Source organism: Bacillus sp. 3G2 (assembly GCF_044324725.1).
GTDB lineage: Bacteria > Bacillota > Bacilli > Bacillales > Bacillaceae_G > Bacillus_A > Bacillus_A mobilis.
Genome location: NZ_CP172246.1, coordinates 4,637,501 through 4,658,710 on the forward strand (window position 1 = coordinate 4,637,501; position 21,210 = coordinate 4,658,710).

Annotated in this window: 25 protein-coding genes (1 of these 25 running past the window's edge); 12 read left to right on the forward strand and 13 right to left on the reverse strand. The window is 37.2% G+C overall.

The genetic code is table 11. From position 1 onward, the window contains the following. Positions 1 to 379: the 3' portion of a potassium channel family protein gene (locus ACHZK0_RS23950; RefSeq protein ID WP_061680268.1), read on the forward strand. Its footprint begins 617 nt before the window's first position; only the last 379 of its 996 coding nucleotides appear in the window; its start codon lies off the left edge, out of view; its stop codon occupies positions 377 to 379. Here ACHZK0_RS23950 and ACHZK0_RS23955 read toward each other — a convergent pair. Together ACHZK0_RS23955 and ACHZK0_RS23960 are read right to left on the reverse strand one after the other, a co-directional pair. Continuing rightward, a complete protein-coding gene (locus ACHZK0_RS23955; protein WP_262741002.1) occupies positions 366 to 779 on the reverse strand; it encodes a YugN-like family protein in 414 nt (137 codons plus the stop codon). The genes ACHZK0_RS23950 and ACHZK0_RS23955 overlap by 14 nt on opposite strands. A 107-nt stretch (positions 780 to 886) precedes the next feature. Then, positions 887 to 2,239: a glucose-6-phosphate isomerase gene (locus ACHZK0_RS23960; RefSeq protein WP_061680266.1), complete on the reverse strand. Its 1,353-nt coding sequence runs from the start codon at positions 2,237 to 2,239 to the stop codon at positions 887 to 889. 275 nt (positions 2,240 to 2,514) lie between these two features. Here ACHZK0_RS23960 and ACHZK0_RS23965 point away from each other — a divergent pair, with 275 nt between their 5' ends. Continuing rightward, a complete protein-coding gene (locus ACHZK0_RS23965) occupies positions 2,515 to 2,748 on the forward strand; it encodes a DUF378 domain-containing protein (RefSeq protein WP_000105787.1) in 234 nt (77 codons plus the stop codon). Positions 2,749 to 2,859: 111 nt separating this feature from the next. Here ACHZK0_RS23965 and yugI read toward each other — a convergent pair whose 3' ends face one another. From yugI to ACHZK0_RS23980, 3 genes are all read right to left on the reverse strand, one after another. Beyond that, complete coding sequence (gene yugI / locus ACHZK0_RS23970) at positions 2,860 to 3,204, reverse strand: S1 domain-containing post-transcriptional regulator GSP13 (RefSeq protein WP_000003765.1); 345 nt, start codon at positions 3,202 to 3,204, stop codon at positions 2,860 to 2,862. A gap of 251 nt (positions 3,205 to 3,455) precedes the next feature. Continuing rightward, a complete protein-coding gene (locus ACHZK0_RS23975; RefSeq protein WP_270607601.1) occupies positions 3,456 to 4,646 on the reverse strand; it encodes an aminotransferase in 1,191 nt (396 codons plus the stop codon). Continuing rightward, entirely contained in the window at positions 4,643 to 5,140 is a 498-nt protein-coding gene (locus ACHZK0_RS23980) for an Lrp/AsnC family transcriptional regulator (protein ID WP_061680264.1), read from the reverse strand. The genes ACHZK0_RS23975 and ACHZK0_RS23980 overlap by 4 nt, the downstream gene beginning before the upstream one ends. A 258-nt stretch (positions 5,141 to 5,398) precedes the next feature. On the opposite strand from ACHZK0_RS23980, the gene ACHZK0_RS23985 reads away from it, so the two are divergent. Together ACHZK0_RS23985 and ACHZK0_RS23990 are read left to right on the forward strand one after the other, a co-directional pair. Next, positions 5,399 to 6,391 carry a 2-hydroxyacid dehydrogenase gene (locus tag ACHZK0_RS23985; RefSeq protein ID WP_395760954.1) on the forward strand — a complete coding sequence of 331 codons (993 nt, stop codon included), beginning with the start codon at positions 5,399 to 5,401 and terminating at the stop codon, positions 6,389 to 6,391. Positions 6,392 to 6,500: 109 nt separating this feature from the next. Beyond that, positions 6,501 to 7,340, forward strand: a complete 840-nt coding sequence (locus tag ACHZK0_RS23990) for an alpha/beta fold hydrolase (RefSeq protein ID WP_073516961.1) — start codon at positions 6,501 to 6,503, stop codon at positions 7,338 to 7,340. Positions 7,341 to 7,370: 30 nt separating this feature from the next. Here ACHZK0_RS23990 and ACHZK0_RS23995 read toward each other — a convergent pair whose 3' ends face one another. Beyond that, positions 7,371 to 7,622, reverse strand: a complete 252-nt coding sequence (locus ACHZK0_RS23995) for a YugE family protein (protein WP_000537642.1) — start codon at positions 7,620 to 7,622, stop codon at positions 7,371 to 7,373. Between the two features lie 117 nt (positions 7,623 to 7,739). Here ACHZK0_RS23995 and ACHZK0_RS24000 point away from each other — a divergent pair, with 117 nt between their 5' ends. Next, positions 7,740 to 8,891 carry a MalY/PatB family protein gene (locus ACHZK0_RS24000; RefSeq protein WP_262741006.1) on the forward strand — a complete coding sequence of 384 codons (1,152 nt, stop codon included), beginning with the start codon at positions 7,740 to 7,742 and terminating at the stop codon, positions 8,889 to 8,891. A 73-nt stretch (positions 8,892 to 8,964) separates the two neighbouring features. On the opposite strand, the gene sodC is transcribed toward ACHZK0_RS24000, so the two are convergent. After that, positions 8,965 to 9,504, reverse strand: a complete 540-nt coding sequence (gene sodC / locus ACHZK0_RS24005; RefSeq protein ID WP_262741007.1) for a superoxide dismutase [Cu-Zn] — start codon at positions 9,502 to 9,504, stop codon at positions 8,965 to 8,967. Between the two features lie 68 nt (positions 9,505 to 9,572). Further along, the gene (locus tag ACHZK0_RS24010; protein WP_000982762.1) at positions 9,573 to 9,749 is read right to left on the reverse strand and encodes a hypothetical protein; all 177 of its coding nucleotides are present in this window, start codon (positions 9,747 to 9,749) and stop codon (positions 9,573 to 9,575) included. A gap of 163 nt (positions 9,750 to 9,912) precedes the next feature. Here ACHZK0_RS24010 and ACHZK0_RS24015 point away from each other — a divergent pair, with 163 nt between their 5' ends. Further along, positions 9,913 to 10,296, forward strand: coding sequence for a kinase-associated lipoprotein B (locus ACHZK0_RS24015; protein WP_262741008.1), 384 nt, complete (start codon positions 9,913 to 9,915; stop codon positions 10,294 to 10,296). 40 nt (positions 10,297 to 10,336) lie between these two features. Here the strand turns inward: ACHZK0_RS24015 and kapD are convergent, their stop codons facing one another. Next, the gene (gene kapD, locus ACHZK0_RS24020) at positions 10,337 to 10,960 is read right to left on the reverse strand and encodes a 3'-5' exonuclease KapD (RefSeq protein ID WP_061680142.1); all 624 of its coding nucleotides are present in this window, start codon (positions 10,958 to 10,960) and stop codon (positions 10,337 to 10,339) included. A 290-nt stretch (positions 10,961 to 11,250) separates the two neighbouring features. Here kapD and ACHZK0_RS24025 point away from each other — a divergent pair, with 290 nt between their 5' ends. Then, the gene (locus ACHZK0_RS24025) at positions 11,251 to 12,576 is read left to right on the forward strand and encodes an ArsB/NhaD family transporter (RefSeq protein WP_071725008.1); all 1,326 of its coding nucleotides are present in this window, start codon (positions 11,251 to 11,253) and stop codon (positions 12,574 to 12,576) included. A 109-nt stretch (positions 12,577 to 12,685) separates the two neighbouring features. Here ACHZK0_RS24025 and ACHZK0_RS24030 read toward each other — a convergent pair whose 3' ends face one another. Then, the gene (locus ACHZK0_RS24030; RefSeq protein WP_262741010.1) at positions 12,686 to 13,153 is read right to left on the reverse strand and encodes a hypothetical protein; all 468 of its coding nucleotides are present in this window, start codon (positions 13,151 to 13,153) and stop codon (positions 12,686 to 12,688) included. A 118-nt stretch (positions 13,154 to 13,271) separates the two neighbouring features. Here ACHZK0_RS24030 and ACHZK0_RS24035 point away from each other — a divergent pair, with 118 nt between their 5' ends. Both ACHZK0_RS24035 and ACHZK0_RS24040 read left to right on the forward strand, forming a co-directional pair. Beyond that, on the forward strand, positions 13,272 to 13,985 hold the full coding sequence (locus tag ACHZK0_RS24035) for a DNA alkylation repair protein (protein ID WP_262741011.1): 714 nt from the start codon (positions 13,272 to 13,274) through the stop codon (positions 13,983 to 13,985). A 345-nt stretch (positions 13,986 to 14,330) separates the two neighbouring features. Then, positions 14,331 to 15,707 carry a glycine--tRNA ligase gene (locus ACHZK0_RS24040; protein ID WP_000287155.1) on the forward strand — a complete coding sequence of 459 codons (1,377 nt, stop codon included), beginning with the start codon at positions 14,331 to 14,333 and terminating at the stop codon, positions 15,705 to 15,707. A 39-nt stretch (positions 15,708 to 15,746) separates the two neighbouring features. Here the strand turns inward: ACHZK0_RS24040 and ACHZK0_RS24045 are convergent, their stop codons facing one another. Further along, positions 15,747 to 16,130: a hotdog fold thioesterase gene (locus ACHZK0_RS24045; protein ID WP_001140610.1), complete on the reverse strand. Its 384-nt coding sequence runs from the start codon at positions 16,128 to 16,130 to the stop codon at positions 15,747 to 15,749. A gap of 95 nt (positions 16,131 to 16,225) precedes the next feature. On the opposite strand from ACHZK0_RS24045, the gene ACHZK0_RS24050 reads away from it, so the two are divergent. Both ACHZK0_RS24050 and ACHZK0_RS24055 read left to right on the forward strand, forming a co-directional pair. After that, on the forward strand, positions 16,226 to 16,969 hold the full coding sequence (locus tag ACHZK0_RS24050) for a DUF3298 and DUF4163 domain-containing protein (RefSeq protein WP_262741013.1): 744 nt from the start codon (positions 16,226 to 16,228) through the stop codon (positions 16,967 to 16,969). Positions 16,970 to 17,019: 50 nt separating this feature from the next. After that, entirely contained in the window at positions 17,020 to 17,613 is a 594-nt protein-coding gene (locus tag ACHZK0_RS24055; RefSeq protein WP_061680146.1) for a biotin transporter BioY, read from the forward strand. Between the two features lie 46 nt (positions 17,614 to 17,659). Here the strand turns inward: ACHZK0_RS24055 and galU are convergent, their stop codons facing one another. Continuing rightward, positions 17,660 to 18,547 (reverse strand): UTP--glucose-1-phosphate uridylyltransferase GalU, encoded by an 888-nt coding sequence (gene galU / locus ACHZK0_RS24060; protein WP_262741014.1) that lies wholly within the window; start codon positions 18,545 to 18,547, stop codon positions 17,660 to 17,662. Between the two features lie 108 nt (positions 18,548 to 18,655). After that, positions 18,656 to 20,380, reverse strand: coding sequence for a phospho-sugar mutase (locus ACHZK0_RS24065; RefSeq protein ID WP_073516968.1), 1,725 nt, complete (start codon positions 20,378 to 20,380; stop codon positions 18,656 to 18,658). 143 nt (positions 20,381 to 20,523) lie between these two features. Between ACHZK0_RS24065 and cdaS the strand changes: the two genes are divergently transcribed. Then, positions 20,524 to 21,129: a sporulation-specific diadenylate cyclase CdaS gene (gene cdaS, locus ACHZK0_RS24070; RefSeq protein WP_270607907.1), complete on the forward strand. Its 606-nt coding sequence runs from the start codon at positions 20,524 to 20,526 to the stop codon at positions 21,127 to 21,129. Positions 21,130 to 21,210: the final 81 nt, after the last annotated feature.

A 21,210-nucleotide genomic window follows, 5' to 3' on the forward strand; every position in this document is an offset into this window, starting at 1 on the left:
TGCAAAAGGACTCAATCCAAACATTCATTGCATCGCTGAACTTCTTACTTCTGAACAAATACAAAATGCAACAAGAGCTGGTGTATCAGAAATTATAGAAGGAAATAAATTAACAAGCTATGTATTTACCGCTTCTCTTTTATTCCCTTCCATTTCAGGTGTACTATTCTCACTTTACGATGAAATCTCTGATAATAAATTACAACTGATGGAGCTTTCTCCTTCCTGCACAGGACAAACTTTCGCAAATTGCAGCTATACTCTTTTAAAGCAAAACATTCTATTACTAGGTATAAAGCGCGACGAACAATATATGATTAATCCAGTCCATTCCTTTATTCTCATTGAAAGCGACATACTCATTGTTATTCACCATTAATAAAATGACGCTCTAGTTCTTGTATGAGCACTTTCCCAATATTGATATATTTTCTTTTCACATCTCCATCTGGATCTTTCGGCTCAGCAAATTGATCCATTCCACTTGTTCCGGCTGCTAAAGTATTTACATGATCATCTAGTTCGTCTTGATATACGTGAGAAAGAATATACGGTGTTTCAAGACGGACGATTACGCCCGGCACATCTAATTCGCCATTCACTGCTGTAAATGGCACTCGTAAAAATTGATAGCCATCTTCTTCATCGATTTTATAATCGAAGCACCCTTTATCGTAATCCCAATTGCCACCAATGTTATACCCAAGCGGCTTCATTGTCTCTTCTAACTTATATAACGCATATGTACGTCCTTCTAAATTGGATTGAATCGGAATCAAGCCCATCCCTCCTAGACTTTTTCTTTAGCATACCCACTCTAGTTTGAATATACCGATGAACTTTTCGATGAAATAATAAAAAGCGACCGTATTCCGGTCGCTTTTTATTATTTTAAACGCTCTTCTAATTCTGCTTTTAACTCTTCAAATCCTGGTTTACCAAGTAAAGCAAACATGTTTTTCTTGTATGCTTCTACTCCTGGTTGGTCAAATGGATTTACGCCTAATAAGTAACCGCTCATCGCACATGCCTTTTCGAAGAAGTATACAAGGTAACCGAATGTGTACTCATTTAATTCAGGGATATTTACGATTAAGTTTGGTACGCCACCATCGCTATGTGCAAGTAATGTACCTTCGTATGCTTTTGTGTTTACGAAGTCTACAGTTTCACCAGCAAGGTAGTTTAATCCATCTAAATCGTTTTCTTCTGATTCGATTGTTAGTTCATGCGTAGATTTACCTACTTTCAGAACTGTTTCGAATAAGTCACGACGACCTTCTTGAACGTATTGACCTAATGAGTGTAAGTCAGTTGAGAAGTTTGCTGAAGATGGGAAAATACCTTTTTGATCTTTTCCTTCACTTTCACCAAATAACTGTTTCCACCACTCAGAGAAGTATTGAAGTGCTGGCTCATAGTTAACAAGCATTTCAATTGTTTTTCCTTTATTGTATAAAGCATTACGAACTGCTGCATATTGGTAAGCTGGGTTTTCTTCTAGCTCTGATGCACCGAAGTCACCATGACCAGCAGCTGCACCTTTCATCATCTCTTCAATATTTAAGCCACTTACTGCGATTGGTAATAAACCAACTGGCGTTAATACAGAGAAGCGTCCTCCAACATCATCTGGAATAACGAATGTTTCGTAACCTTCGTTATCAGCTAATGTTTTTAATGCACCACGTGCTTTATCTGTCGTTGCATAAATACGTTTGCGAGCCTCTTCTTGTCCATACTTTTCTTCTAATAACTTACGGAAAATACGGAATGCTAGTGCCGGCTCTGTTGTTGTACCTGATTTGGAAATAACGTTAATAGAGAAGTCTTTACCTTCTAATACGTCCATTAAATCTTTCATGTAAGTGGAGCTAATGTTTTGTCCAACAAATAGCACTTGTGGAGTTTTACGTTGTTCTTTAGATAGCGTGTTGTAGAAAGAATGGTTTAACATTTCGATTGCGGCGCGTGCTCCTAGGTAAGAACCACCGATACCTACAACAAGTAAAATGTCAGAGTCATTTTTAATTTTTTCTGCGCATTTTTGAATACGAGCAAATTCTTCTTTGTCATATTGAAGCGGAAGGTCTACCCACCCAAGGAAATCGTTCCCAGCTCCAGTTTTTTCGTGGATTGCGTGATGTGTTACTTTCACTGCATCACGTAAATAAGTGATTTCATGTTCACCGATGAAGGATAACGCTTTAGAATAGTCGAACGTTACATGTGTACTCATCTTTTTCCCTCCAATAATGTATATGTATTTCTGTATTCACTTTAGCGAAACTGAAGTTGTAAATCAAGCGATTCAACAATTGTAAACGTAACCAATATATATTTTTTAGAAAAAGTTCATTTTTTGCATAAAAATTCGCATTTTTCGGTATAGATGTATATACATCCTTTTTCTTATATTTTTTATGTATAAAAACAACATAACTACCCCATTCTATAAAGGAGTTAATTAACTCATCGCTTGCTCATGCTTCACAATTAAAGGGGGGCTTTTTCATGAGTACTCTACAACGTATCGCATTAGTCTTTACTGTAATTGGCGCTGTGAACTGGGGACTAATCGGGTTCTTCCAGTTTGACTTAGTGGCAGCTATTTTCGGTGGACAAAACTCAGCTCTCGCACGTATTATATACGGCATCGTCGGTATTTCTGGGCTTATCAATCTTGGTTTACTCTTTAAACCATCAGAAAATCTTGGTACTCACCCAGAAACGAACGAAATCCACTAGTCAGTATGTCTTTATTTCACTCCGACATACGAATATGATTGCATGCAATCATATTTGCAAATATATATCATAAGACAAAGTAAAAGAGGAACGCTCATATGCGCTCCTCTTTTACTTTGTTAACTCGGACTCTTCAATCCATTCTGTTAGCTTTTCTCGCAGCGTATTAAATCCGTTCTCAGATGGATTCGGTATAAGAATCCGTCCTTGTTTTCTTTTTGCCGCTTTTAACGATAAACTCATTTTTCTGTGTTCTTCATCAATTGAAAGTACTTTTACTTCTACTGTATCGCCGACTTTTAAAAAGTCATGAATATCCTTTACATATCCATTTGTAATTTCAGATATATGCACAAGTCCTTGTGTTTCTGCATCTAACGCTACAAATGCACCGTAATCTTGAATCCCAGTCACTTTCCCTGTTACAACCACTCCTGTTGTATATTGTTCTGACATATGAAACACTCCCATACGTTTACCATTTTCTCTACAATTGTAGATAGCAAGCAGATGATTTATTGTTAAATATCCGATTAGTTAGTACGTATCCTAAGTAAAGCTACTCAGGATACGCATACCTTATATTAGTAAATTATACCACTATGACAGAACTCATTCAAAATTAACGAAAAATTTCCTGTAGTACGTATAATTCTCCAATATTGGGATAGAATACTAACACATGGCTTTCTAGTATTCCCCCCCTTTTATGGACAAAACGTATTACGTTTTGTCCTTTTTTTATTTTCTATAAACCGTTCCATTCTCTTCATTGCTTCCATGAGTTGTTCAAGCGATGTTGCATACGAGCAACGAATAAAACCTTCACCACTTTCGCCAAATACACTTCCAGGTACAACAGCCACTTTTTCTTCTAATAATAACTGTTCTGCAAATTCCGCTGAAGATAATCCAGTTGAAGAAATGGAAGGAAAGACATAAAACGCTCCGCCCGGTACATGGCATGTTAATCCCATTTCGTTGAAAGATGTCGTCATAAAATTACGTCGTTTCTTATAACTATCTCTCATTCGAATTACTTCATCATTCCCCGCGCGTAACGCTTCGAGTGCTGCGAACTGAGACATCGTCGGTGCACACATCATGGAATATTGGTGGATTTTGAGCATTAATTCCGAAAAATGAACAGGAGCTGCAATCATACCGAGGCGCCATCCTGTCATCGCAAATCCTTTTGAAAATCCTGAAATTAAAATCGTATGCTCACGCATATTTTTAATACTCGCGAAACTTGTATATACTTCGTCATATACAAGCTCTGCATAAATTTCATCAGATAATACGATTAAATTGTACTTTTCAACGATCACTGCTATTTCTTCAAGCTCGGATTTATTTAACATCGCACCTGTTGGGTTATTTGGTGAACAAAGTAAAATTGCCTTTGTTTTCGCTGTAATAGCTGCTTCAATTTGTTCTGGTTGTACTTTAAACTCATTTTCTAAAGTTGTCGCCACAGGAACCGGAACTCCTCCAGCTAATGTCACAAGCGGTGCATAAGAAACGAAACTCGGTTCAATAATGAGTACTTCATCACCAGGATTTATAATGGCACGCATCGCTACATCTAACGCCTGACTCGCTCCAACTGTAACAATGATTTCATCGTTTGGATCATAAGATACTGCAAATTGTTTTTTTAGATACTTTGCTATTTCTTGACGGAGCTCCAATAATCCTGCATTTGCTGTATATGACGTATATCCTTGTTCTAAAGAACGGATACATGCTTGCCTTACATTCCAAGGTGTAACAAAGTCAGGCTCTCCTACTCCAAGAGAAATAACACCTTTCATATTCGCTGCTAAATCGAAAAACTTTCGAATACCTGATGGTTGTAAAGATTCTGCTGCTCTAGATAGTTCAAATTGCTTCATGGTGTCACCACAATCCGCTTATCATCATCGTTTTTTTCATAAATAATTCCCTCATGTTTATACTTCTTCAAAATGAAATGTGTTGTTGTAGAAACGACAGATTCAATTGTTGCTAATTTCTCAGAAACAAACATCGCTACTTCTCCCATTGTCTTTCCTTCTAATGTAATAGAAAGATCATATGTCCCTGACATTAAATACACAGATTTCACTTCTGAATAACGATAAATTTGTTCAGCAACCGCATCGAACCCAACTCCGCGCTTTGGCGTAACTTTCACATCGATCATCGCTGTTAAACCTGTATGTTCTTTCACCTTCGTCCAATCGATATGTGTTACATAATCCACAATAATCTTTTCCGCTTCTAATTTCTCCACCATTTTCTTTACTTCTTCTACTTCTATATTTAACAGCTTCGCTAATGTATCTACAGTTAATCGACTACTTTTTTCAAGACAAGCTAATAATTCTAATTCCTTTTCTGTCACCATATAAATCATCCTTTCTTTTCCTTTGTGTCTAAATTATACAAATACCCTTTCCAGTTTGAAAAGAAGATTTTTTCAGTGAATTATGTCAAAATAAGGTGAAACTTTAATCAGCGGAAAGACTCACCCCGCTGATTCTCAGCCCACACCAATCGGGCTTTTACGAGCAGTTAATCTCCCACCTCACTTCTTTGCCTCAACCGTCTTTTTAGGTGGGAGTCTTACTGCTCGTTAAAGCGGGGTAATTTAATCAGCGGAAAAATGCGTGATAAAGCGAAAGGGGATGGAACCGTGAAACCAAAAGTTTATATTGCCGAACCAGTTCCAACATTTGTAGAAAAATATTTATCAGAACACTGTGATTATGAAAAATGGGAGCAAAATAAGAAAGTACCTCGTGATGTTCTATTGGAGAAAATACAAGATAAAGATGGTTTATTAAATTTTGGATCTGCTATTAATGAAGAATTATTAGATGTAGCTCCTAACTTAAAAGTAGTAAGCAACATTTCTGTCGGTTACGATAATTTTGATTTACAAGCGATGGAAAAGCGTAATGTCATCGGAACGAATACACCATACGTACTAGATGATACAGTAGCTGACCTCGTTTTCGCTCTTATGCTATCTGCTGGTCGCCGCGTCTGCGAACTCGACTCCTACGTAAAAAATGGTGAATGGAATGCCGAAATTGGAAAAGAGCACTTCGGACTGGATGTACACCATAGTACAATCGGTATTATCGGAATGGGACGAATTGGTGAAGCCGTTGCAAAACGAGCGAAATTCGGATTTGATATGAATGTTCTTTATTATAACCGTCGCCGTAAAGAAGAAGCAGAGCAAAAATTCGATGCTACATATTGTGATTTACAGACGCTACTAAAGCAGTCTGACTTTATTGTCCTTCTTACTCCACTAACAGATGAAACATATCATCTTATTGGAGAAAAGGAATTTTCATTAATGAAAGAAACAGCAATCTTCATTAATGCTTCTCGCGGAAAAACAATAGATGAAGAAGCGTTAATCCATGTCTTAACCGAAAAGAAAATCTTTGCAGCAGGCATCGATACGTTTACACAAGAGCCGATTCAAAAAGATAATCCGCTCTTATCCTTACAAAATGTTGTGACTTTACCGCATATCGGATCTGCAACATTAAAAACTAGGCAGCAAATGGCTATGACAGCGGCTGAAAATTTAGTTGCAGGGTTACAAGGAAAAACACCGCCTAATATTGTTCGCGGATAATACTGAATAAGCGAAAGGCAAGATGACATCGTCATCTTGCCTTTTTTTGTTAACATATTTTCTTCTTCCTTGGAAATGATATGAACAAAAATCAATGGAGTGACAAAAAATGAATCACGAATATACTTGTCCTTATTTCACTTTTTCCACTCGCGGCACTACCATTCATTACGAATTGTATGAACATGACAACAAAACGGAACGTCCTACTTTCGTGCTCATTCACGGCTTTTTATCTTCCTCATTCAGTTACCGCCGGCTTATTCCTTTACTATCGAAAGCAGGAACAGTACTGGCTCTTGATTTACCACCATTCGGAAAAAGTGATAAGTCTCATCTGTTTAAGTATTCTTATCACAATTTAGCAACGATTATTATCGATTTAATTGAACATTTATCTCTCTCAAACATTGTGTTAGTCGGGCATTCTATGGGTGGACAAATTTCTCTTTATGTAAACCGTATACGTCCTGAATTAATTTCAAAGACAATTTTACTATGTAGCTCTAGCTATTTAGCACGCGCAACCTTACCTTTACTGTACTCTTCTTATTTACCGTTCTTTCATTTATACGTAAAGAACTGGATTATTCGGCGCGGCATCGTTCATAACTTAATGAATGTCGTTCATGATCACTCATTAATTGACGATGAAATGAAGGAAGGCTACTCTGCTCCTTTTTATGACAATCGTATATTCCCTGCTTTAACTCGTATGATACGAGACCGTGAAGGTGACTTATCTTCAACTGAATTACAAAAAATCGAAACCCCTACACTACTCATATGGGGTGAAAAAGATCGTGTCGTCCCTGTACATGTAGGTCATCGTCTACACAAAGATTTACCAAATTCAAAATTTATTTCTTACGAAAACACAGGGCATTTACTACCTGAAGAAAAACCTGAACACGTTTATGAAGAAATCATCGCTTTTTCTGCGCAATAATGTAAAAAGGCTGTCGGAAATTCCGACAGCCTACAATGAACAACTTCCGCCTTCTTTTATTACAAGTAATTCCACAGCTAACTTCTCACATTTTTCAAGCGCAGGTACTTCCTCAAAAGACATAAAGTATATATGTTGAATCTTCTTTGCGATGTATTTTGGATCATCAAACACACTTACGACGTTCACAACATCGCTCGCTTCTGTTTCATAAAACTCCGGTCCCATTTGAAACGGATCCCAATTCTTCACAACCTCTATCATCTTTTCATATGTACCCATTCGCTTCCCGCCTTTTCACTTTTTAATACTTTTCTTTATCCTATCACATCAGCTATTCTATAAGAAGAGAGAGAACTTTCATAACTTATCGGTTTTACAGAAGAAGGGGGCAAACTTATGCAACTATTTCATAAAACAGTCAATCGTCGTGGAACTCATAGTACAAAATGGGATACATATAAAAACGAAGAACTTATCCATGCTTGGATTGCTGATATGGATTTTGAAGTACCACAACCAATTCAAACTGCTTTAAAGACACGTATCGAGCATCCTATTTTCGGCTACACACTTCCTCCCGAAAATATGGGAGATATTATTTGTAACTGGACAAAAAAACAGTACAACTGGGATATTCAAAAAGAATGGATTGTCTTTAGCGCCGGAATCGTTCCAGCTCTTAGTACGAGCATACAGGCCTTCACAAAAGAAAATGAATCTGTTCTCGTACAACCACCTATTTATCCACCATTTTTCGAAATGGTTACAACAAACAACAGACAATTATGCGTAAGTCCATTACAGAAACAAAATGATACATATGCGATAGACTTCGATCATTTAGAAAAACAATTTCAACAAGGCGTCAAACTCCTGCTTCTTTGTAGCCCTCACAATCCTATCGGGCGTGTTTGGTCAAAAGAGGAACTCACACAGCTTGGCGCGTTATGTACAAAATATAACGTAATCGTTGTCGCGGATGAAATTCATTCCGATATTATTTACGCAGACCATACACATACACCATTCGCTTCTTTATCTGAAGAATTAGCAGCGCGCACAATTACTTGTATGGCTCCGAGTAAAACATTTAATATCGCTGGATTACAAGCATCGATTATTATCATTCCAAACGAAAAACTCCGTCAAGCCTTTACATCTATCCAATATAGACAAGGCTTCCACGGATTAAATACATTTGCCTATACAGCGATGCAAAGTGCCTATACAGAATGCAACGATTGGCTAAATGAAATCCGATTATATATAGAAGATAACGCTGGGTTCGCTTGTAAATATATTAAAGATCACATACCTGCTCTTTCTGTAACGAAACCAGAAGGTAGTTTTTTATTGTGGATTGATTGCTCTCGCCTACAGCTTTCTCAAAATGAACGCACTACATTGCTTGAGGAAAAAGGAAAAATCATCCTTGAACCTGGTGAGAAATACGGATTAGGCGGAGAAGAACATATTCGAATTAACATCGGCTGTCCAAGATCTGTTTTAGAGGAAATTTTAAATAGACTGCGCCATACGTTTTCATAATAAACTCCTTTGTAGGTAAATCGATATATTTTCACTTACGTTTCACAAAAAAAGCTACCATGCACGGTAGCTTTTACTTTTTCTTCATATCCGACGCTTTTTTTACAATGACACCACAAGCAATTCGATCACCAGATTTACCTGTTGGTTGTGTCATACCATCATCAGCGTTTTCTGTAATAATAATAGACGCTCCATCTTTTCTATGAATCGTCGTTTTTCCTTCTTCAAGCGTTATATGGGGTGCATCGATTTCTGCTTTAATCTTTCCAGAACTGTCTGCAATTACGTTCGGTAAATCACCGTTTTCTGCACCTTTCGGATTAAGAAGCCCATGCTTTTTATTATCAGGATTAAAATGATTCCCAGATGATTCAAATCGTGGCGCTTTACACTCACCAATTTCGTGTACATGTATGCCGTGCGGGCCAGGTGCAAAACCTTCCCCTTTAACCGTAATTTTCACTCCGCTTGTTTGCTGCACTACTTTTGCAGTCCCCACTTCATCGCCTGAAGCATTATGTAATTTCACGTCAATTTCTTTCGGCTTTCCTTGGTCACAACCTGCCATCAGAAATAATAAACAACAACTGAAAAAAAGCCGTTTCTTCATTCTATTCCCTCCAAAATATATTCTGCCCTTAGATTGTCCGAGCATAGAGGGAAACATACAAAAATGAGTTACTGTTTCTTTTCCGCTAACAGTTTTTCTTCAACTTTCTGTAACCTATCTGCTTCTCGTTTTGATACACGAATGAACATACGCCACGTAGCAACGGCACCAATGATAAATAGAACGCAAACAATCCCTGGAATAATATATTCTGTTTTATCTTCCGGAAAATATAAAGGCATCACATTGAACACTCCTTATGATTGGATTGAAAACATCAGAATTTTCTGTTATATATCTTTAAATTATAGTTGAACCGATTCATATTCTCAAGGGGGCGTTCAAAAAGCGAATGATTTCTTTGACTCCTTCGTGGACTTTCCTTACTATAAACTTGAGGTGAAAAATATGAGAGAAACATTTGAAATTGGTGAAATCGTTACTGGTATTTATAAAACTGGAAAATACATCGGCGAAGTTACAAATAGCCGTCCTGGCAGTTACGTCGTAAAAGTATTAGCTGTTTTAAAACATCCGGTGCAAGGTGACTTACATAACGTAAAACAAGCTGACGTACCATTTTTCCATGAAAGACGCGCTTTAGCTTTCCGTGAACAAACGAACATTCCAGAGCAAATGGTGAAGAAATATGAAGGAGAAATTCCAGAGTATACAGAGTCACTCAAATTAGCATTAGAAACTCAAATGAATTCATTTTCTGAAGATAATTCACCTTTTGCGGTTCGTAGTCTAGAAACATTAGAACAGTTAAAAAAAGACTACAAACTTTAAAAAACAAAACGACCAAATTACATACTGTGCAATTTGGTCGTTACTGTGTACTCACTTTCTTTAACACTTTTGAAAAATCAACGAGTTCTCCTAATGTTGGAGGTGCTGGTTTCACTAAATACTCTTTATCTTTTTCTACTAATTTAAAAATATTATACGTCGTCATCGCATCATCTAGCGCACAATGATGCTTACCCGTCCCTGCTTTTCCATACGCCTCAATTGCTTTCCACAATCCTGTTTGATTTCTCTCCCCAAAAAACTTCTTATACTCAAGTGATAAATCACGACACTGTCCTAAGAATGGAAAGTCTACTCCCGCCATTTCACAATTATGTTTCAACACTTTCATATCCATATTTCCCCACGTAACAATGGTTGGTTTACATCTCTTTTCATATTCTGCAAGTTTTTCAACGAGTTCTGGAAACGAAATTCCTTTATCTACGACTTCTTGTTTAATCCCTAAAAATTTCTTACATCGATCCGTTAATGAAGGAAAAGTTTTCGGCCTAACATGAGCTGAATACGTGTCTTCTACCTTACAGCCAACAACCGAGACGAGTCCTACCTCAATAATCTCCGGGAAAAATCCTTTTGGTTTTTTTCTGTGCTGGGGCATCGTAAACTCAAAATCCAAAAATAAAAATCGTTGTTCATCCATACGATCCCTTCCTTATCATCTTTGTCATTCCTTTCTATTTGACACTCCTACACGAACAAGCTCGAATGCTAATTCCATTTTAAATATTCAGATTGGATGTATCTTATATATATGTCAAATGCCCACAAATATTTTTAAAAATAAGAAAAAATGACCGATGCAGAAAATATGACAAAATAAGCCCTTTCATTTACATCCCCCTTTTTTCTACTTTATAATGACGTTATGTGTGTTTCATCTAGTTAATTTTTTGACACACTAAGAAAAGTGAATGAAAGGAGATGAGAGTTTTGCACGAAACAACGCAAGAGCTCGCAAACTGGCAGTATTATTTTGCTATCGCAGTCTTTTTAATTACATATGCCATTATTATTTCTGAAAAAATTAATCGCGCTGTCATCGCACTTCTTGGCGCAGCACTCATGGTAATTATGGGGGTCGTTGATTTACACAACGCCTTTACGAAACATATTGAATGGGGGACGATTACACTACTCATCGGTATGATGATTCTGGTGAATATTACGAGTAAATCGGGTGTCTTCCAATACGTTGCCATTAAAGCAGCAAAAGGAGCACAAGGAAATCCAATTAAAATTTTAATTTCACTTTCCTTACTTACTGCACTTGGTTCCGCATTTTTAGATAACGTTACAACTGTACTTCTTGTTGTTCCAGTTACTTTATCTATTACGCGCATACTGCAAGTAAATCCTGTTCCTTATTTACTTTCTGAAATTATTTTTTCAAACATCGGGGGAACAGCAACATTAATTGGTGATCCACCTAACATTATGATTGGTTCTGCAAATAAGCATTTAGATTTCAATGCTTTCTTGTTCAACTTAGCACCTATCGTAATCATTATTATTGCTGTTACAGCAACAATACTTTACTTCATGTACCGTAAACAATTAATTGCTGATCCTGTACAAGTTAAAAAATTAATGAGTTTAGATGAAAAGCAATACATTAAAGATCCAGTATTAATGAAAAAATCTTTAACAGTACTTGGACTTACAATCGTAGGTTTTATGACTCATTCGATTTTCCATGTTGATGCAGCTATCATCGCTTTAACTGGTGCTACTGTACTTATGCTAATTGGCGTGAAAGAACATGAAATTGAAGAGGTATTCGCAAGTGTAGAGTGGGTAACAATCTTCTTCTTCGCAGGACTATTCGTGCTCGTTGGAGGGCTTATCGATATCGGCCTTATCAAAATGTTAGCGCAAAAAGTAATTGGCATAACGGGCGGAGATATTTCTTACGCATCTATCCTTATTTTATGGGTATCTGGTATCGCCTCTGCAACAATTGATAACATTCCATTCGTTGCAACAATGATCCCACTTATTAACGATATGGCAGTTGGGCTAGGTTTATCACCTTCTGACGCACAAGTCGACGTATTATGGTGGGCATTAGCATTAGGTGCTTGTCTAGGTGGAAACGGAACATTAATCGGAGCTTCTGCTAACGTAATTGTCGCAGGTATCGCAAGCCGCGAAGGACATAAATTTAGCTACATGGACTTCCTAAAAGTCGGTTTCCCAATTATGATCGTTTCATTAATCATTTCTCATATTTATATTTATTTACGTTACCTTATGTAGTAAAAAAGGGTTGTCCTATGTGGCAGCCCTTTTTTCTTAGTCAACGAAATATCAATTAACCAACAAAAAGCTGTTCCAAAATATCTTCGAAACAGCTCCCCGCATATATCTACTCGTTATATCTTACCGGCTCATTCCGAATAATAAATAAGTGAATCGGTAAGAAAACTGAAAACGTGATTGTATGAATAATTGTAAACAATATAGAATTCGTTCCGTACCTGTCTAAAATAGCGTAGATAAGATAAATAGACAGCACAATCGCTACCGCTGTTGCTATTAAATATAGAATTGGTACGAAGTTAAAAATGAAACACGCGACATATATGCCGAATACTTTCCATCCTGCTTCTTCTTTCAAGAAATCTGGTAATTTATCTTTTGCTAAGTCACCCCAGATCTTACTATTTAAAAAAGGAATAAACGCAAGAGCACCATCCGTTGCACCATCATTTTTCGCCATCGTATACAGTGCAAAAGCCGTTAATAAATACGCAATAATTGCCCAAATCAATACAACAAGAATAAACGCAAAACTAAGAGCAAAGAAACCTGCTAGTACGCCTTGATCTTCCATCTTATCCTCTCCTCTCTACTCTCAACATATTTCATTACATGGCAAGTTATGTTTTAAAATTCAACCAAACTCTCTGTATAATAATAGGAGTAAGATAATTAGAGAGGAGAACGGACTTATGCATCCATTTGTACAAGCATTACAAGAGCATTTCATAGCCCATAAAAACCTTGAAAAAGCGGAACCGATGGTACGTTATATGAAAAACCACTTCCCATTTCTCGGTATTCAAACACCTGAAAGAAGACAGTTATTAAAAGACGTTATCCAAATACACACTCTTCCAGATCAAAAAGACTTTCAAATTATCATACGTGAACTTTGGGACTTACCAGAACGTGAATTTCAAGCAGCCGCACTTGATATTATGCAAAAATATAAAAAGCATATAAACGAAACGCATATCCCCTTCTTAGAAGAGCTCATTGTCACAAAGTCTTGGTGGGACACTGTTGATAGCATCGTTCCTACATTTTTAGGGAATATCTTTTTACAAAAACCAGAATTAATTTCCGCATATATTCCAAAATGGATTGCATCCGATAACATATGGTTACAACGCGCCGCTATTTTATTCCAGCTAAAATATAAACAAAAGATGGATGAAGAACTTCTTTTCTGGATTATTGGACAACTACATTCTTCAAAAGAATTTTTCATTCAAAAAGCAATCGGCTGGGTTCTTCGTGAATATGCAAAAACGAAGCCTGATGTCGTTTGGGAATACGTGCAAAATAACGAGCTTGCCCCGCTTAGTAAACGTGAAGCAATTAAGCACATTAAACAAAATTTCGGAATAAATAACGAAAAAATAGGCGAGACTCTATCATAGATAGACGCGCTCTTCTATTGAGATTTAAAAAAGAACGTGTTAGAATATGTTCATTATTATTAATATAAGTAGCGATGACGGACTTATAAGTACTTGCACAAAAAGCGATTCAGGGATAGTGAAAGCCTGAAGCCGCAAGGAAACGGCAGTCTCGAGCAATACGTGATAAAGTGGATGCACCTTTAGTGTATCAACTAGGGTGGAACCGCGGGCAAACGCTCGTCCCTAGGCAATTAAGCCTTGGGATGAGCGTTTTTTTATGTTTTCAAAGCATATACCGCTCGTTTCACTAGTATCTGAGCACGTCATCGCCAATACGTTAACTTTCAAAAGGAGGATTTTATTATGTATTCAATGGAACAAGTTGTAAACTTAGCAAAACATCGCGGTTTTGTTTTCCCTGGTTCTGAAATTTACGGTGGTCTTGCAAACACTTGGGATTACGGTCCACTTGGAATCGAATTAAAAAATAACGTTAAAAAAGCTTGGTGGAAAAAATTCATTCAAGAATCTCCATACAACGTTGGTTTAGACGCAGCTATTTTAATGAACCCAAAAACTTGGATCGCTTCTGGTCACGTTGGTAACTTCAACGATCCAATGATCGATTGTAAAAAATGTAAAGCGCGTCACCGTGCTGACAAATTAATTGAAGATGCATTAGATGCAAAAGGCATCGAAATGGTTGTTGATGGTCTTACTTTCGACCAAATGGCTGACTTAATGAAAGAGCATGAAGTAAAATGTCCTGATTGTGGTAGTGAAGAATTCACTGAAATCCGTCAGTTCAACTTAATGTTCAAAACTTTCCAAGGTGTTACAGAGTCTAGCACAAACGAAATCTTCCTTCGTCCTGAAACAGCACAAGGTATTTTCGTAAACTTCAAAAACGTACAACGCTCTATGCGTAAAAAACTTCCATTTGGTATTGGCCAAATCGGTAAGAGCTTCCGTAACGAAATCACGCCTGGTAACTTCACATTCCGTACACGTGAATTCGAACAAATGGAACTTGAATTCTTCTGTAAGCCTGGTGAAGATTTAGAGTGGTTCGCATTCTGGCGTGAAACTTGTAAGAACTGGTTACTTTCACTTGGTATGACTGAAGAAAGCATGCGTCTTCGTGACCACGGTGAAGAAGAGTTATCTCACTACAGTAACGCAACAACTGATATTGAATTCCGATTCCCATTCGGTTGGGGCGAACTATGGGGCGTAGCATCTCGTACAGACTTCGATTTAAAACGTCACATGGAACACTCTAACGAAGACTTTAACTATATCGATCCACAAACGAATGAGCGTTACGTACCGTACTGCATCGAGCCATCTTTAGGTGCTGACCGCGTAACATTAGCATTCTTATGTGATGCATATGAAGAAGAGCAATTAGAAAACGATTCTCGTACAGTTCTTCGTTTCCACCCTGCTTTAGCACCATACAAAGCAGCAATCTTACCATTATCTAAAAAGCTATCTGAAGGTGCTACTGAAGTATTCGCAGAACTAGCTAAAGACTTCATGGTAGACTTTGACGAAACTGGTTCTATCGGTAAACGTTACCGTCGTCAAGACGAAATCGGTACACCATTCTGTATCACTTATGACTTCGACTCAGTTGAAGACAAAGCTGTTACAGTACGTGACCGTGACACAATGGAACAAGTTCGTATGCCAATTAGCGAACTAAAAGGTTTCTTAGAGAAGAAAATCCAGTTCTAATTATAAGAAAAAGAGGCAGCTCATGAGAGCGCCTCTTTTTTACTTTTCACGTTTTTCTTTAATTGCTACTGTACATCGTGATATGCATAGTAAATCATCATTTTCATCGATGATACGCACATCCCAAACCATCGTTGAATGTCCTCTATGTATCGGTGTCCCGATCGCTGTTACAATGCCATCTTTCTTTGAGCGAATGTGATTTGCATTAATTTCTAGACCGAAACAAATACATTTCTCTTGATCAATTAAATTATATGAACCAACGCTTGCTACTGTTTCTGCTAATGCAACAGAAGCACCACCATGTAAAAATCCAAATGGCTGATGCGTACGCTCATCTACAGGCATCGTAGCAACTACCTTATCCTCTGTCATCTCTAACAACTCGATTCCAAGTGAATCCATTAAAGTTTTTGCCATCTCGTTTCCCCCTTCTCCTACTTTAATTAAATGTATAATTTTACCTGTTTATTTTCAAACTACTTATAACACTTATATAAGGAGGTTTCACCTAAATGAAACAGAAATTTTGTATACTACTGCTTATGTTCTCCTTGCTGACTATTGTACCAAATTGTGCACTAGCAGCCAAAGCATCCAACCTGACAATCGATGTTCAGACTGTGACGCAAAAAGGTAAGAAACCTTATATAGAATATCAAATTAACAGACCTTCTTTTCACAATTTTTCTGATTCTAAATTTCAAAATAAGCTCAATTTCTATTACAAGAAATCTACTGACAAATTTAAAGCCAAATTAGAAAAAGACGCAAAAAAATATTATAAAGAAACAGAAGGATCTAGTACACCATTTCACCCGTATGTGGCGAATGTTGATTATAAAGTCTCCTTAAATAAACCACCTTTTCTTAGTCTATATGTGAATTACTATCAATTTACAGGTGGAGCACACGGTCTTTATACGTGGAAGGCAAACACATTTGATTTAAACGAAAAAAAGCTACTACACTTAGACGATTTATTTCAAAAAGCAGATACGTATAAAGAAGTCATCCGTGCTGAAATTGTAAGGCAAATTAAACAAAATGAAAGCATTTATTTTCCCGATGCAACTGAAAAGGTCATGAGCACGAAAAAGTTCCACTTCTTTTTAGAACCAGACAATCTCGTCATTTATTTCCCTTTATATGAGATTGCTCCTTATTCAAGCGGAATTCCGCAATTTCGTATTCCATATACGTTGCTAAGAGATTATTTGAAGCCTTCTTATCAAAATATTTTGATTGACAACAAGTAAATATTTTCGCTACGATAATGTTAACCTAAAAACAACAGGAGGTTAACATTATGAGAAGATTTCATGTTTTAGATTTAGCATTGGCTGCCATGTTCGTTGCTCTTATGGCCATTGGTGCAAATATTGTATCTTGGGCACCATTCCTGCAAGTAGCTGGCATCCCATTATCTATGCAACCATTTTTCGCAATTTTAGCAGGGCTTCTTCTTGGAAGTAGACTTGGCGCATTATCAATGACTGTTTATATGCTTGTTGGATTAGCAGGTGCGCCAATCTTCGCTAACTTCAAAGCTGGTTTTGGAGCACTTTTAGATCCTACTGGTGGTTTTATTATCGCATTTATTATCGTTGCTTACGTATCAGGAAAACTCGTAGAACAAAAGGAAAAACCAACATTCAGTACATTTGCAATTGCCTCTTTCACAGGAATCATTTTAACTTATATTATCGGTACTACTTATATGTACGGGGCAGTCAATCTCTTTATGGGTGGTAATATGAGCTATAAAGCTGCTTGGATGATTATGATGTGGTTCGCAGTAAAAGATATTGTATTTACAATTATCGGTGCTATTATCGCACCTCGTATATACTATGCTGTACGCCGTTCCGCTTATCAGCATTCTCATTCGACGATTTCATAGTAAAAAAAGAGTTATTTCAGCGTACTGAAATAACTCTTTTTTTATATTAAGACTGTTGCTTCGTGTGTTCTTCTAAAATTTTCTGCATCATTGGAACCATTTCATCACGTAATTCTGGGTGTTGCAGGGCCATTTCGATTGTCGTTTGAACGAATCCTAACTTTTCACCTACGTCGTAGCGCTTTCCTTCGAAATCGTAAGCGAATACACGTTGAATTTCGTTTAAGTTTTGGATGGCATCCGTTAACTGAATTTCACCACCAGCACCAATATGTTGCTGTTCTAAGAACATGAAGATTTCAGGTGTTAAAACGTAACGTCCCATAATTGCTAAGTTTGAAGGTGCTGTACCTGCTGCTGGTTTCTCAACGAAATTGCGAACTTGGTAACGACGTCCTTCCTGCTCTAATGGGTCGATAATTCCATAACGGTGTGTTTCATCTTCTGGAACCGTTTGTACACCAATAACAGAAGAAAGCGTTTTATCATATTCTTCAATTAATTGACGTAAACATGGTTTTTCAGCTTGAACGATATCATCACCTAATAAAACAGCAAATGGCTCATCACCGATGAATTTACGTGCACACCAAACTGCATGCCCTAATCCTTTTGGTTCTTTTTGACGGATATAGTGAATATCTACCATTTTTGAAGAAGCCTGTACTTTTTCAAGTAACTCATACTTTTTCTTTTCTAATAAGTTTTGCTCTAACTCAAATGCATTATCAAAATGATCTTCAATAGAGCGCTTCGTTTTACCAGTAACGATAATAATATCTTCGATTCCTGATTTTATTGCTTCTTCTACAATGTATTGGATAGTTGGTTTATCTACTATCGGTAACATTTCTTTTGGCATTGCTTTTGTAGCTGGTAAAAAACGTGTTCCTAATCCAGCTGCTGGGATTATCGCTTTTCTTACTCTTTTCATCACAAAATACCCTCTCTTCTGTCAGAATCAATAACGATCATTTCCTTACATAGAACAAAAGGGAGGTTTCACTCCCTTTTGTTCCCTACTACTTAAAATTACTTTATATTATAAACGATTCATAATATCTTCTTTAATAGTAAGTAACTTTTGTTCACTATTTTGTAAAGAATTATCTTGAACACCGAAGTAGAACTTAATCTTCGGTTCAGTTCCAGATGGACGTAGGCAGAACCAAGAACCATCTTCTAATTGATATTTTAACACATTTGATTTCGGTAAGTGAATCTCTTCTTTATGTCCATCTTGTAAAGATGTAACGATGCTCGCTTTATAGTCTTCAACTGCTACAACTGTTAAGCCAGCTACTTCTTTCGGAGGATTTTCACGGAATGTTGCCATCATTTCTTGGATTTGTTCCGCTCCATCTTTTCCTTTTAGCGTTAACGATACAAGATCTTCACGGAAGAAACCATACTTCTCAAATACTTCTAATAAACCATCGTATAACGTTTTTCCTTGTGACTTGTAGTATGCAGCTACTTCACATGCAAATAGAACAGATTGTACCGCATCTTTATCACGGCAGAATGGACGGATTAAATAACCATAGCTTTCCTCATAACCGAATTGGAATTCGTATTGTCCGCTTTCTTCATACTGTTTAATTTTCTCACCAATAAATTTAAATCCAGTTAACGTATCAACTGTATCTAAACCGTATGCTTTCGCGATTGTACGGCCAATTTCAGATGTCACGATTGTTTTTAATACAACACCGTTCTCTGGAAGTGTTCCGTTTTCTTTCTTTTGAGATAATAAGTAATCAAGCATTAATGCACCTGTTTGGTTACCAGTTAATACTTGGAACTCACCATCATGATTACGAACTGCTACGCCAAGACGGTCAGCGTCAGGATCCGTTGCGATTAACACATCTGCGCCTACCTTCTCACCGTCACGAATTGCATACTCAAACGCTGCATGCTCTTCTGGGTTCGGTGATTTAACTGTAGAGAAGTTCGGATCTGGTAACTCTTGCTCTTTTACAACTGTTACATCTGTAAATCCAACTTCTTCTAAACCACGGCGTACGGAAATATTTGATGTTCCGTGTAATGGTGTAAAGACGATTTTTAAGTCTTTCCCAACATTTTGTACCATTTCTTTATTAATGATGACATTATTCAATTCTGCTGCATATGCATCATCTACTTCTTGTCCAATAATATGTAATAAACCGTCAGCTTTTAATTGCTCCACATTAGCAACCTCAACTGTTAACTCATCCTCTACTGCATCTACATAGCTAATTAACTCATCAGCTTCTTTTGGAGGCAACTGGCCACCATCTTCACCGTATACTTTATACCCGTTATATTCAGGCGGATTATGACTTGCCGTAAGAACGATTCCACTCACTGTATGTAAATGACGAACTGCGAAAGAAAGTACTGGCGTTGGGCGTAAGCTTTCAAACACATATGTTGTAATACCGTGTGCACCAAGTGTAGCAGCTACTTCCATTGCAAATTCAGGTGATTTATGACGAGAATCATACGCAACAACAACACCGCGTTTTTTTGCTTCTTCACCTAATTTTTCAATAAACGTCGCTAATCCTTGTGTCGCTTTACGAACTGTATATACGTTTAAACGGTTCGTACCAGCACCAAGTTCACCACGCATACCACCTGTGCCGAATTCTAGATTTTTATAAAAGCTGTCCTCAATTTTCTTCTCATCTTGCTTCATGTTTTCTAACTGTTCTTTTAGTTCTGCGTCTAACTCTGCATATGAAAGCCAGCGACTAAATTCTTGTTTCCAGTTCATATTTCTATCTCCTCTCGCTTGTCCTACCTTTATTATATGAAAAAAACAACCTGTATCTCAATATTTTTTACAATCTAACAGGATTTTACTAAGAATATTTGTATACACTATGGTTAAATACTCCACTAAAGGGAATGAGGATTATGCAAGAATGGGGCTTGTCAGAAGAGCTCAAAATACAAACAAAGCAAATGATTGAAATTGCTGAGAAAGAATTATCAATGATGAGGCAAGCAATTGATAAAGAAGATGAATGTATTTTGTGCAAAATGGAAGATATTCATCATATGTTAGCCAATGTACAAACATTGGCAGCTACATACTATATTCAAGCATATTTATCACCGTATACTGAAAGCTCACAGTTCATCACAACAGCTGTCCAGCATTTAAGCGCCCGAAAACATGGTGCTCTTATTGTTGTGGAACGAAACGAGACACTGGAATCTTGCATTCAAACTGGAACAACATTAAACGCTCATTTAACCTCACCGTTACTAGAATCCATTTTCTACCCAGGTAACCCTCTTCATGACGGAGCCGTTCTCGTTAAAAATAATCATATTGTTTCAGCTGCCAATATTCTTCCGTTAACGAAAAGCACTGAAGTTGATCCAGAACTAGGAACACGTCACAGAGCTGCAATTGGTTTATCAGAAAAAAGCGATGCCCTTATTTTAGTTGTCTCTGAAGAAACAGGCCGTACTTCATTCGCTTTAAATGGGACGTTATATACGATTTCCTTATAAAGTGAAACTTTAATCAGTGGGGGATCTTCATCCCCCACTGATTATTAATTGAACCAATCGGACTTTTATGGGTAGCCCGAC